The sequence below is a fragment of the cf. Phormidesmis sp. LEGE 11477 genome, from assembly GCF_015207105.1.
Classification (GTDB): Bacteria; Cyanobacteriota; Cyanobacteriia; order Phormidesmidales; family Phormidesmidaceae; genus Phormidesmis.
Genome location: NZ_JADEXO010000087.1, coordinates 15,168 through 27,389 on the forward strand (window position 1 = coordinate 15,168; position 12,222 = coordinate 27,389).

The following is a 12,222-nucleotide window of genomic DNA, read 5'->3' on the forward strand; positions in this document are numbered from 1 at the left end:
TCTATTTTCCTGAATCTGGTGTCTCCCGATCTAGCTTCAGTCGTTTCTCTAAGTTCTGAATTTCATCTCGCCGAGCAGCAGTTTCTAAGGTTCTACGACGAACTTCCTGGCTCTGCAGCGTCAGCGATTGTCTCCACTGTTCGGCTCGTTCAATTTCACCTTTTAATTCCTCAGGTGTTACACCCAAACTTAGATAATCTTTGACTATGCCTAGCACCCATTCTGTAGCGTCTACTACGCTGATTACCTGGTTATTGTCTTCTATCTCAGCTATCAGCAGCATTTGCTCGCTAAAAGGAATATCCTTAGCGGTCGAAATGACGCTCTGAGAGACTAGCAGCTCCCACAGATTCTCTGAGGAGTTCCGTGCTAGAAGCTGCAACTGCGTCGTGTTATGTGACTGCTTGGCGTGAACCTTTGCTAGATATTGCATAGGTACGAACTGATAAAAAGCGTAGGGAAGAACACATGTGACAACTCACTCTTTCAGCGTACAGCTCTGAGCGTAGAATTTTTAGCAGCTACCTTATCATCAAGATAGGTTGACAGATAGATGAATTTAACTTCATCTACTAGCTCGTAATTACGTATCTAGAGAGCGTCAATCGCTCTCTTTATTATTTTTTGTATTTTCAACTTTCGCCTACAGAGCCGTGCTTTGTTCTTTCCTATTGCGTTTAAGCCCGGATTTGAAGAACAGGTTCTTGAAATCCGAATAATAACGAGGTTGGCTCAAAATGCAGGCTTGTTAATAGTCCCTGAACTCACTGGTCGTCAGTTCAATTAGCTGGTTAGACTAACTATCTAATTTCTCTATATGACGGCGAATCGAGTTGAGGTCTATATAGCGGTCAGTAACATTACGCAGCTCGCGGGCAATCATACCTTCTGTTGAAACAACCGTGATATGCGTACTCTTAGAGCGCAGCAGTTCAATCGCTCTTTCAAAATCACCATCGCCGCTAAATAAAACGACGCGATCGTATTGATCGACTGTATTAAACATGTCGACGACGATCTCTATATCTAAGTTGGCTTTCTGGGAATATCGGCCAGAGGTGTCGTCATAATACTCCTTTAAAACCTTTGTTCGGACAGTATAGCCAAGACTAATCAAGGCATCTCTAAAGGCTCTTTGATCCTGTGGATCCTTTAGACCTGTGTACCAGAAGGCATTGCCTAGTACATTACCTTCTATCTCTTTGAGAAAGTATTCTAGAACCCGCTTAGGATCAAAGAACCAGCCGTTCTTTTGCTGGGCATAGAACATGTTATTGCCATCTATAAAAATAGATAGCCGGTTCAGCATACGTGCAGCCATAGGAATTAGATAGCATGGGATATAGGAGGTCTTAGACGGTGGCAGCGCCAGATCATACCGTAACTGTACCGACTGTCTTTCTTATAGAAACTGCCGTAAGCGCAGTAAGCCCCTGGTTTGGTCAACAGTTTAAGCGGGTAGATAACCTAAGGCAGTAAGTGATTCGAAAAGATGGTTTTTTATCAAAATGATTGGGAGGCCATACAGTTTTTATAGAGTATCTCTAAGTGCCAAACCTTCAAGGCTCAGAAGCAAAAGCCATTCTAGCTCTCGAAAATAAGGGGCTATAGAGTATGTCTCGTCAGAGTATGTTTCGTTGTAGAGTACGTGTTGCCGTTGTTATGTTGCCCTAAGGTTAATCATTATAGGCGTTTTCTTTGCTAATCAACTTTTTATACGAACGAATATCTTTCTATACTGAAGTATGTCACTATGCTGGTCGCACTCCTCCTTACATTTTTGAAGCGATAAAACACTTTTGAAGCAATAAAAAATTGAAGCGATAAAGATATTTGCCTGGCTATGTCCAAACCTGTTTCAGACTCTAATTACTCAAAGTCTACTCAAAATTCTTCGAAGAGAGCGAGGCGATCGCAATCAACGGATCAGCCAACGGCTGTTCTAACGATGCAAGATCGGCTGATCGCCTGGCCGCAGCAGGTAACAGAAAAGCATTGGCGACTGGCGGCCTCTACGCTGCTAACGACGATCGTAGCCGGAGCGGTAGGACTGAATCTAGGCATTGTCAATCTGTGGGAAAGGCAAGTTCAAAGCCTATTTTTTGAGCTGCGCGGTCCGGTGGAAGCACCAGAAGATATCGTGATTTTGGCAATTGATCAAGAGTCGCTTTCGCAAGGGCAGCACTACCGAGATGACCCTGAGCGATACGAAGAACTAAGGCTGATTGAAGCCTGGCCCTGGCGTCGCGAGGCATATGCAAAAGCAATTTCACGACTGATGGAGGCTGGTGCTTTATCAGTATCTCTAGATGTGCTGTTTACCACCTCAAGCACCTATGGCTTAGCCGACGATGCTGCCTTTGCAGAGGTGCTAGAGCGCTATAGCGATCGCCTTGTTTTGGCTGCTAACTACGACAACACCTATCTCAATCAAGGAACTATCTATAGCGCAGCATTGCCGCTTCAGCAGTTTCAAGAGACAGGCGTCTATTTAGGATCTATTAACTTTCTAAAAGAACCTAATGACAAAATCCATCAGCTAGGTCAAGCCTTCTTAGCAGCGCAGGCGCAAGAAGAAAACGCTTTTGCTGAGGTTTCTGCGGCGACTTTCGATGATTTCTCTGAGCCCCAACCGCTAAGTTTTGCTCAAGCAACTTTAGCGGCTGCTAAGAGACCTTATGTTCGAGCACAGGTCAGCTATCCGGGAAGCCAGATAGAAAGCCAGCTAGAAGGCCAGCCAGAGACGAAGAAACAGCAAGAAAATATCTTTTTCTATGGTCCGGGCGGCACCTTTGAGCAAATTCCTTTCTGGTATGTCTTAGATAGCGATCTGTGGCGCAGCTATCTAGGTTCGGGCAACTACTTTCAAGACAAAATGGTCATTATCGGAACCACAGCTCCCGAGCGCCGAGACTTCCACCAAGCCCCTTTTGCTGGCGGTCTACTCTACCCCAATGAAATGGCTGGTGTAGAGGTCTTAGCTAACACTGTTGCTACTCTAGACCAAACGATATCACCCACTCAGCTCGTCAAATATCCTACTGTGAACGCTTTAGCAGTATTTTCCTTAGGGTTGGGCATCGCTGCTCTGTTTTATCAGACCAGACGTCATTCTCAGCGGGCTCTAGTCACTATAGGCGGTATAGCTCTGTGGGGCGGCATTAGCTACGTTGCCTTCACAGGTGCTCAGGTGATATTGATGACAGGTACACCTATGGTAGCGATCGCATCGATGGGCCTAATCAACTTTGGCATTGGCTTCACCGGAGATCGATTCAAACGCAAAAGGCTGCGTACGACGCTTGCTCGGTATGCTACGTCGCCGCTAGTTCAAGAAATCATTAGCGAACACGACGATTTTCAAGATCTGCTTGCTGATGTTCACGCGGATTTGATCGGCACCCTGCTGTGCAATCGCTACAGCATTTCAGCCATTCTCGGTTCTGGCGGCTTCAGTGAAACCTATTTAGCCCAAGATACGCTGCGTCCTGGCAATCCGGTCTGCGTTGTCAAACAGCTAAAGATCGTCAGCGACAATCCTAAGGCGCATCAGCTAGCTAGTCGGCTGTTTGCCGCCGAAGCCTCAGTTCTAGAACGCCTAGGGAAGCACAGCCAAATTCCCCGACTGCTTGCCTACTTTGAAGTTAAACAGGCTTTCTATTTAGTCCAAGAGATGATAGAAGGCACACTTTTGCGCGATTCGCTCTCTAGCCGTCGTCCGTTTCCTCAAAAAGTCGTCGTCACTATGCTGCGCGATCTCCTGTCTGTCATCAGCTTCGTGCATTCACAAGGTGTCATCCACCGAGATATTAAGCCTTCTAATATTATTCGCCGCAGCAGTGACAAGCGCTATGTTCTGATTGACTTTGGTGCGGTCAAAACCATCTCAAATAAGGTTGCTAGCGAGAGAACCCGCGTCACTTCAACAGTAGGTATTGGAACCCAGGGCTACATGCCCAGCGAACAATCCGCTGGTATGCCTACTGTTCGTAGCGATCTCTACGCGCTAGGTATCACAGCGATTGAAGCGTTAACGGGTCGCCCCCCTCATGTACTAAGGCGTAGCGAAGATGGTGAAATCATTTGGTCTCATACTATAGCCGTCATCTCACCAGAACTACGCCGGATTATCAATCGAATGGTACGCTACGACTTCAACAAGCGCTACGAATCCAGTGAGCAGTGCCTAGCTGATCTTAATCAATTGGACACAGCGCAGCTTATAGACGCCTCTGTTGAGCATGTCAGTAATAGCGGCGACTCCCAACTAGCAATAGAAGACACTGTTAATCAGGGCACTCGTCCTGGTGTGATCCTGACTAATCTAGACTTAGACGAGACGAAAATCCTTCCTAAAGACTGGCTTAACGACGCCGAAACGAAACCGGAAGATACTGACCTGAAAGACTTAGGTTAGTCCATCCCGTCATCATCCATGTTGTGATTCATATCTTCTTCCCTGTCCATGGTATGCATCATAAAATCGATTTTGTCCGTCGGTAAGAATATTTGTACAGGCGGCTCGTCAGCGGCTGGCGCTATGTCTATGACATTAATAGGCGCATTAACAGGGACATTAATAGGCGCTGGGCTAACGACTGATGTATCTTCGATCGCTGTTCCAGGAATGTCGGTTGGCACGCTGCTCCCGCTCCCTATTTCAGGGACGGGCGTAGCCGTAGGGAGCTCCATCGGCGGCGATGACAGAGCTGAAGACGTATCTGGCGTTGAATTAGGAACGACTGGGGTTGCTATCGTCGCGTCATTGGTATGACTGCCTGCAGCATCCGCTGGTAGCGACGAATTCAAATCGGGTTGAGAACCTGTCGCATCGCTGACATCAACTCGCTGGTTAGTCGTAACCTGCGAGTTCCCTACTGGGTCTGCCAGTGGCTCCGATCCCGGCGTGGGGGATGGCGAATTTTCTACAGTAGGGACAGTACTGGGATTACTGGCCGGCTCAGGGCTGTCACCTCTGCTTGAACTGCTGTTTAACTCATTGGATAGATGAGGGTTTTCGGTGAGATTGTCGTTAGAACCACTGTCAGTGCTGACCGAATCTGCTGTGCCAGCTGAGCCATTCGTAACAGTTGCATCGTTCTCGGTGGCTGGCGCTGCTCCGTTGTCTACTTCACTGGCTGACACTTCTTCGTCAGTGGCGTCTTCGCCAGTGAGGTTATCGTTGGCACTAGCTGATGGCGAACCGCTCTCTTCCTCTTCAGTCTCATCTGCATTAATAGACTGTAGGGAGTTGCCTGCCCTAACATCTGATGAGCTGCTTATCTCGCTATTATCTCCTTCTAGATACTGCTGAACGGTCTCATTAATCTCCAAGTCAGGAGCCTCTACACCGTCTGCCTCTAGCTCTAACTCTAGCTCTAGATCTAAGGCTACTTGTAAATCTAACTCTTCTGAAGTGTCTGATGTTTCCGGCTTCGTGGTAATCGTTCCTGGATTGGCAGTGCCACTACCTACCGATCCTGAATCTGTAGTTTCTGTAGAGGTTTCAGAGGTAGCGCTGTCTACAGAGTCAGTTGAGCCAGCTTCTGCATCGCTAGTTGCTGTCGGTTCTTGAGACTCTTCTACTACGGACTCAACGACATCTGGTTGAGGGAGCTCTTCTACTGAAGGAGTAGGTCTGCTAAAGGAGTCAGGGTTTTCAATAATGCCGTCACCCTCAAGCGGACTCTGGTTTAAAAGAGCATCTCTGATTTCCTGGCGAACGCCTTCTAGCGGATCGTTTGCTTCTATTGGGCTATCGAGCTGAGAGGGCGTCGATAAGTAGTCAAGGCCCTCTGTTAAGCCACTAGTCTGCCAGAATAACGCACCATCAAATTCATATATCTGCGTGATCTGATCTCCTTCAATCACGCCAATTTCATTTGAATTTAGTGCCTGCCGCTCGCTGCCGTCTTCGTTGAACAAGACCATCGGCCCCATGGGATTGTCTGTGAGCGCACCGACGATCGTAGTGTTCGTCTCTGGTATGTAGCGCACAAACAGCGCAGAACCTTGAATACCGGTTACAGCATTGGGGGTTTGAACGGTACTACGACCTTTGCCTGGAGGAATCAGTAGTAAAGCAGTACCATTACTGAGCTGAAAGTTACGGGTGTTGGGCGTAAATCTGAAGGTGGCCCTTTCACCAATACGGGCAAGCGAACCATCGTTGAACCTAAGCTCGGCGCGTGATTCTCTAGCGGTTCTTAGGGCATCGCCGATACTTAGAACATCAGCAATTCTGGCGCGCCGGCTTCTTTGCTCTCTGGGTACTAGCTGTACTCGGTTGCTCAAAAAATCTACTCTGGCCCATTCGAGATCTTCTGGCTCTGCAACTGCAGCAGATGGTGCCAGTAGCAGACTAGCTATACCAATTCCCAGGCACAAGGTCCATGAGAATATAGAGCGATCACGCTTCAGATTGGAGTGGTTTGTCAACTGCTTATCTCGCATGGATATGTACGAAGGAAAGCCTACTAAAAAGTTTGCTGACCAGTTTTTTTGCCTGCACCATCTTAATACTTTGATTTGATGCTTTAAGTGCGTGCCCTAAAAACCAGTAATTTTACTGCCTCATCTCAGCCACTAATAGCTTAATCCAGGGCCGCTTGAAGCCTACTTCATTTATTCGAGCATGATAAAACCAGTCGGGAAAAACTATGGAAAATTCTATTCCAATTTATTTTTTGCCTGATCAAGGCTTCTGCACACTGATATAGATAGTGTAAGTTAACGTACACGTATGGATCTGGTTTGTTAACTTTGGTCTGTATATTTAGTCTACATTCTGTGCTTTTAGCTTAAGGAGAACGCACAGTTTTGCCCCTGTCGAGGTTAGTTATCCATGCAGAACCGGGCTTTTGATGCTTGCCAACGGGTTCTCACAGTAAGTCTCGGTATAGGCGGTATGTTGAACGTACTATGTGCGTCGGCTCTATCTCGAGTAGAGTCTCGAGTAGAGACTGATAAGGCTACTGATGTAGCTATAGATACCGAGGTCGCAGATGCTGAGGCAGTAGATACCGAATATTCCCGTAGCAAGGTTTGGCAAGAGCGGATGTCACGATCGCCTCTTAAGCTAACCCAGATCTATCCTCTTTCAACTGATGGCTTAATAAGTACTGCATTAGATGAGAGGCCAGACTCTATCAACGCGACTGCTGTCGTTGTTGAAGACAGAGCAGTGCCTCGATTCTCAACGCCTCCCTGTCAGCGGGCCGCGTGTTTGGCAGGTGTTGACCTGGCGATCACGCTAAAAACTAAAACAGGCTCGACAGAACCAGAAGCGCCCTCAGAAGAAGCGCCTATAGAAGAAACGCGATCAGAAGAAGCGCTGATAGAAGCAGAGGTCTTTACGCCTACTACACAACTTTCAGAAAAGACCATCCCCGAAGAGACAGTCTCGGAAGAGACAGTTATAGAGGAGATAGCCTCCGAAGAGGTAGTTCCCAAAGAGACCGCGCTAGAAGAGATCGCACTAGAAGAGACCGTACTAGAAGCCTCATCGACAAGTGCGCTCAGTTCAGAAGCAATAATCCCAGCAGCAGTTGCCGCACCTGTTGAATCTTCAGATGATCTTGGTTTCTCTTTAGATATTGCCAGAGATAGTGCCGGTCAGAGCGTGATTGCACAGACTAACCAGATTCCTGATCGGGAACCTGCTCAGGTTCTAGATGACGATCTAGGCACACTACGGCTACAGCAAACGCGATCGCGTAAAGATGAAGACCTTGGCATCTTACGACTGATGCAAACTGCTCAGGCCCCGCCGCCGCCGCCGAAACTGCCTATTGCTTTTTTAGGCGGGCGTCTAGGATTCTTGGACACAAACAATGCGTTCCGCTCTGAGACTGCGATAGAAGACCAAATCTATCAGACTGGGCTGTCGCTGTATCTCTTTCCTCGGATATCTGAAAAGACTAGCCTGTATGCGATCGCAGAAACTAATATTGCTCGCTACGAAATTGACTACAACGAAATAGAAGTCCAGGCTGGCCTGCGCCATCGGCTGTTTCGCAGAACGTTTGCTCAAGTCGGCTGGCGTAACCAAAGGCTGTATACGCCCGGCTATCGAGAAAAGCTGCTGGGTGTCAACTACCTAGATGCTCTAGTCAGTCACCGCAGAATTTTGAGCAGAAGAGCCTGGGTAGACGGCTTCTACCAGCTACGTCTCGGCTTTGCTGATCCTGCCGCCGCGAGTCGATTTCGCCAAACGCTAATCACTTCTGTGAACTACGCACCAACGCCGCAGTTGCGTACTAGTCTGCTATACCAGCTAGAGTTTGATGACTACCTCGAAATCGATCGCTTCGATACCTCTCAGCAGTTTTTAGGCGTCGTTAGCTACAATGTCACGCCCGAGAGCAGACTGAGCCTATTCGGCGGTGCCCGGTTAGGTCGTTCCTCAGCATCAGGGGTAGATTTGGACGATGTGTTCTACGGCGCAGGGCTAAACGTGAACGTTCCACTGTTTTAGCGGTTTGCTTTATCTCGGCGATCTACGTGGTTCAAGTTCAAGCCCAGTTGCTCAGGCACCGACTTTGGCTGTGCTCGACTGTTTTACCGCTGCTGCGAGCTGCTCTAGCATCGTGGCGGTAGTGTCAATATTCACACAGGCATCAGTGATACTCTGACCGTATGTCAAAGCCTGCAAATCTTCGGGGATAGGCTGATTGCCAGCCACCAAATGACTCTCTATCATGACACCCATTAGATGCTGAGAGCCTAGCTTTACCTGCTGAGCAATGTTTTCTAGCACGGTAACCTGGCGATTGTGATCCTTGTTGGCATTAGCATGACTACAGTCCACCATCAGGCGCGGATTGAGATTTTGCTCAGCTAGTGCCTGAGCTGCGCTCTCTACATGGGTGCTTTCGTAATTAGGCCCTTGCTTACCGCCTCTTAGCACCAGGTGGCCATCAGCGTTACCCGTGGTAGAAACGATACTGGCATGGCCGTCTCCGTTGATCCCTAAGAAATGATGGGGTTGGCTGGCTGCAAGCATAGCGTTAGAAGCCGCCTGCAAACTGCCGTTGGTGTTGTTCTTGAAGCCGATGGGCATGGAGAGGCCAGAGGCCATTTCCCTGTGAGTCTGGCTTTCGGTGGTGCGTGCTCCGATAGCTGTCCAAGCGATCACATCGGCGATGTACTGGGGCGTAATCGGATCTAGTAGTTCTGTGGCCGCTGGCAATCCTAGATCGGCTAGATCCAAAAGTAGCTTTCGAGCCAGCCGTAACCCCTCATTGATGTCGTAACTGCCGTCTAGGTGGGGATCGTTGATTAGACCTTTCCAGCCGATACTAGTCCGAGGCTTCTCGAAGTAGACGCGCATGACGATTTCTAGCTGGTCTGAAAATCTTTCTCTGAGCTTAATCAGCTTTTGGGCATAGTCATAGGCGGCATCTACGTCATGCACAGAGCAGGGGCCGACAATCACCAGCAGGCGATGGTCTTCGTTGTGCATGATATTGCGAATGCGATCGCGCGTCTCAGTCACCAAGGCAGCAGCCGTCTCGGTCAAAGGAAGCTTTGTCAGTAGTTGGTTGGGGGCAAGCAAAGGGCGATTTTCGACCACATGGAGGTCTTGGGTCTTGTACATGGTTAGAGGTCTATGGATAGGTATGACCAAGCAATCGAGAAGACTTTCCCCATTGTGCCAGGTCACCAACTTATTGTGTGTCAGCGACTACACATCAAAGCAACCTGCTTATGAATTCTTCTAGAGGAATTTCCTTCTCTATATATTGTGGTGCTTGTGGCTGATAGGGGCCTTTGAGTCTGTCTATGTGCGTGATATCTGCGCTTTCGGGCAGAACCGGGACTTCTGGATCGAAATTAGTAGGGCGCACAAGCGAACTAGAAAATCCTTTAAAGATTATGATCTCATCCGGTTCTTGTTCGATTTGAGCATGAACCACTAACACTTCTTGGGGATGTTGAAGCGTATAGTTCTCTAATCGAGCAGCTAGCGTCGCCTGGCTCATGACTTCCTAGATCGAGGTTGCCCAGATCGAGATACTACAAAATCAAACGCTACATTGGCACTCTTAGGTACTACACCCTCAGGCACTACACCGATAATACCTATCTTAGAAATACCTGCTTTAACTGCGGATCTATTGATTGATCGCTGAGCGGCCCTGGCGACCTAGTTTAACAAAGATAAAGTAAGCAAAGTAAAGGCCGTAGATTACCAGTCCAACGATGCCCCAAAAGCCCAGGAAGCCTCTAGTCAGGCCGCCATGAATATAGTCCTTAAAGAACAACGAAGGCTCTAGCCAAGCCTGGCAATCAGCGCTACCAAGCTGAGCGCTAGAAAATGCACAGGGGACAAACAGTAGCTGCAAGATGCCACTGACCGCGCAATAGGCCGAAATGGCCCATCGCCAGCCATTAAATCCTAGAATGAGCGATCGCTTCGGCTGCTCTCTAATTTCCTCATTGAGATCTGCCCAAAACCAGACGCTCAAAGGAATTAAAATCTTGGCTAATAGCGCTGTGATAAAGCTGATCCCCCAGCCTCCTATCATTAGGTAGACCGTAATTGCCAGCAGGCTAGCCACTCGCCAGTAGATGGTCATCAGTGAGCTGATAGCTTCTGACTTCTTTACCCACGACCAGATTAAAATCGTCAGTGGTACAAAGACAGTAACCAACAGCGCTAATCGGTAATCGGTCCAAACCAAAGGACGCACTGAAGCAGGATTTATGAGCACGCGGCATGCAGAGGATAAATAAGCAGTAATCAATGTAGCACCTGATGAGTAGATGCAGCGCTGATCTGTCAAGTCATGCCAGCATGAACTATCTGGAAAGCCAAGAAAGTCAAAGGGAGAAAACGCCTCTTTCAAGAAGCACTTTCTCCCGCTTTAGCTCGGTTATTGGCTCAGCCAACCGGTCGGTTCAGTAGATTTACTAAAAAACTCAGCGTAGCTTAGCACTGTGACTTAGACGAACTGTGGCCTATACCTAAGTCGACCGCAGTTTAGTTGTCGTAAACGCGGCACTCATCCGCCTCAGGGTTTTCGTCGCAATACTGATCAAAAGAAGACTTCTGAGGCTTCTTTTCACGCTGGTGTGAGGCTTCTGCTTGGAGTTCTTCGACGGCATCCCAGGCGGCAGCGCACCCTTCTGAGTCATTGCTGTCTGCAGAGCAAGCTTCACGAGCCGCTTCGATTTCAGTTTTGATTTTTTCTTGGATATCGCTCATGGCAAACCGTATTTAGTAAAGTTTCAACGATGTTTGGTTTCAGTCTCTATTTTAGCTTTAGCTGCCTTAAACTGTCGTATCACAGATGGCAGTACACAAAGCACCTGCGCCACCCCCTGTAAGATAAAGATAGAGCCGTATCCAAACGGTTTGGCGGGGTGGATGAGTACAGTATGTCAGCAGTTTTTAGTAAAAAGCTCTACCCGTAGGATAATCTTAATCTTGAGGACCCGCACAGATGAAATGGGCAAGCGCAATCTCGACGAGTGTTTCTCTAGAAACTGCTGTGAGGGAGGTCGTTGAGCAAGTAAAAGAGCAGCTAGATCGGCGGATTGACTTAGCATTTGTATTCGTATCGGTGGCGTTTGCTAGTGAGTACGAACGGTTGATGCCGTTACTGCAGACGCATCTACCCACCGCTCAGATAGTGGGCTGTAGCGGTAGCGGCGTGATCGGAATGGAGAATGATTTTCCTTCTGAGATTGAAACGGGGCCAGCGTTGAGTCTAACAGCGGCTGATTTACCGGGCGTTAATATCAACAGTTTTCATCTGACGGCGGCTGATTTGCCAGATCTAGATAGCTCACCGCAGGCATGGGTCGATTTGGTGGGCGTTGACCCTAGCGAGCAACCAGGGTTTGTGCTGATGGCGGACCCGTTTTCTTCGGGTACTAATGAGCTGCTTCAGGGGTTGGATTTTGCTTACCCTGAGGCAACAAAGGTGGGTGGGCTTGCGGGTATTGAAAGCTTTAGCAAGTACAGCGGTCTGTTCTGTGGCCAAAGGCGATATCGAGAGGGCATTGTCGGTGTGGCGCTCTCGGGTGAGATTGTGCTAGAGGCGATTGTGGCGCAGGGCTGTCGGCCAATTGGTGAGCTGTATCGCATCAGCGAGGGCGATCGCAACATCATGATTAAGCTAGAACTCGATGAGCTGACTGATACTGGGTTAGCTCAGAGCTCGCAGACGCCTCTAGAGATTTTGCAGACGCTCTTTCAGGAGATGAGCGAGGAGG

General features: G+C 48.5%; 10 protein-coding genes. 3 read left to right on the forward strand and 7 right to left on the reverse strand.

Features of this window, described 5'->3' with window-relative positions:
- Nucleotide 1: 1 nt before the first annotated feature.
- Nucleotides 2–433, reverse strand: a complete 432-nt coding sequence (locus IQ256_RS20630) for a hypothetical protein (RefSeq protein WP_193857460.1) — start codon at nucleotides 431–433, stop codon at nucleotides 2–4.
- A 363-nt stretch (nucleotides 434–796) separates the two neighbouring features.
- Nucleotides 797–1,321, reverse strand: coding sequence for an NYN domain-containing protein (locus IQ256_RS20635; RefSeq protein ID WP_228025119.1), 525 nt, complete (start codon nucleotides 1,319–1,321; stop codon nucleotides 797–799).
- 522 nt (nucleotides 1,322–1,843) lie between these two features.
- Here IQ256_RS20635 and IQ256_RS20640 point away from each other — a divergent pair.
- Complete coding sequence (locus tag IQ256_RS20640; RefSeq protein WP_193857461.1) at nucleotides 1,844–4,417, forward strand: serine/threonine-protein kinase; 2,574 nt, start codon at nucleotides 1,844–1,846, stop codon at nucleotides 4,415–4,417.
- On the opposite strand, the gene IQ256_RS20645 is transcribed toward IQ256_RS20640, so the two are convergent.
- Nucleotides 4,414–6,453, reverse strand: coding sequence for a FecR domain-containing protein (locus IQ256_RS20645; RefSeq protein WP_193857463.1), 2,040 nt, complete (start codon nucleotides 6,451–6,453; stop codon nucleotides 4,414–4,416). The genes IQ256_RS20640 and IQ256_RS20645 overlap by 4 nt on opposite strands.
- Nucleotides 6,454–6,907: 454 nt before the next feature.
- Between IQ256_RS20645 and IQ256_RS20650 the strand changes: the two genes are divergently transcribed.
- Entirely contained in the window at nucleotides 6,908–8,476 is a 1,569-nt protein-coding gene (locus IQ256_RS20650; RefSeq protein ID WP_193857465.1) for a hypothetical protein, read from the forward strand.
- Nucleotides 8,477–8,527: 51 nt separating this feature from the next.
- Here IQ256_RS20650 and IQ256_RS20655 read toward each other — a convergent pair whose 3' ends face one another.
- From IQ256_RS20655 to IQ256_RS20670, 4 genes are all read right to left on the reverse strand, one after another.
- Nucleotides 8,528–9,598, reverse strand: a complete 1,071-nt coding sequence (locus tag IQ256_RS20655; protein ID WP_193857466.1) for a 3-deoxy-7-phosphoheptulonate synthase — start codon at nucleotides 9,596–9,598, stop codon at nucleotides 8,528–8,530.
- 94 nt (nucleotides 9,599–9,692) lie between these two features.
- Nucleotides 9,693–9,983 carry a hypothetical protein gene (locus tag IQ256_RS20660; protein WP_193857468.1) on the reverse strand — a complete coding sequence of 97 codons (291 nt, stop codon included), beginning with the start codon at nucleotides 9,981–9,983 and terminating at the stop codon, nucleotides 9,693–9,695.
- A gap of 132 nt (nucleotides 9,984–10,115) precedes the next feature.
- On the reverse strand, nucleotides 10,116–10,715 hold the full coding sequence (locus IQ256_RS20665) for a DUF3177 family protein (protein WP_370623511.1): 600 nt from the start codon (nucleotides 10,713–10,715) through the stop codon (nucleotides 10,116–10,118).
- A gap of 269 nt (nucleotides 10,716–10,984) precedes the next feature.
- On the reverse strand, nucleotides 10,985–11,209 hold the full coding sequence (locus IQ256_RS20670; RefSeq protein ID WP_193857470.1) for a Calvin cycle protein CP12: 225 nt from the start codon (nucleotides 11,207–11,209) through the stop codon (nucleotides 10,985–10,987).
- A gap of 238 nt (nucleotides 11,210–11,447) precedes the next feature.
- On the opposite strand from IQ256_RS20670, the gene IQ256_RS20675 reads away from it, so the two are divergent.
- A partial coding sequence (locus tag IQ256_RS20675) for an FIST N-terminal domain-containing protein (protein ID WP_304952610.1) occupies nucleotides 11,448–12,222 on the forward strand: 775 nt, incomplete at its 3' end.

Excerpts from the sequence above, each read along its gene's own strand:
- IQ256_RS20650 (WP_193857465.1), top strand. The coding sequence starts at position 6,908 with ATGTTGAACGTACTATGTGCGTCGGCTCTATCTCGAGTAGAGTCTCGA.
- IQ256_RS20645 (WP_193857463.1), bottom strand. The coding sequence starts at position 6,453 with ATGCGAGATAAGCAGTTGACAAACCACTCCAATCTGAAGCGTGATCGC.
- IQ256_RS20635 (WP_228025119.1), bottom strand. The coding sequence starts at position 1,321 with ATGGCTGCACGTATGCTGAACCGGCTATCTATTTTTATAGATGGCAAT.
- IQ256_RS20660 (WP_193857468.1), bottom strand. The coding sequence starts at position 9,983 with ATGAGCCAGGCGACGCTAGCTGCTCGATTAGAGAACTATACGCTTCAA.
- IQ256_RS20670 (WP_193857470.1), bottom strand. The coding sequence starts at position 11,209 with ATGAGCGATATCCAAGAAAAAATCAAAACTGAAATCGAAGCGGCTCGT.
- IQ256_RS20655 (WP_193857466.1), bottom strand. The coding sequence starts at position 9,598 with ATGTACAAGACCCAAGACCTCCATGTGGTCGAAAATCGCCCTTTGCTT.
- IQ256_RS20630 (WP_193857460.1), bottom strand. The coding sequence starts at position 433 with ATGCAATATCTAGCAAAGGTTCACGCCAAGCAGTCACATAACACGACG.
- IQ256_RS20640 (WP_193857461.1), top strand. The coding sequence starts at position 1,844 with ATGTCCAAACCTGTTTCAGACTCTAATTACTCAAAGTCTACTCAAAAT.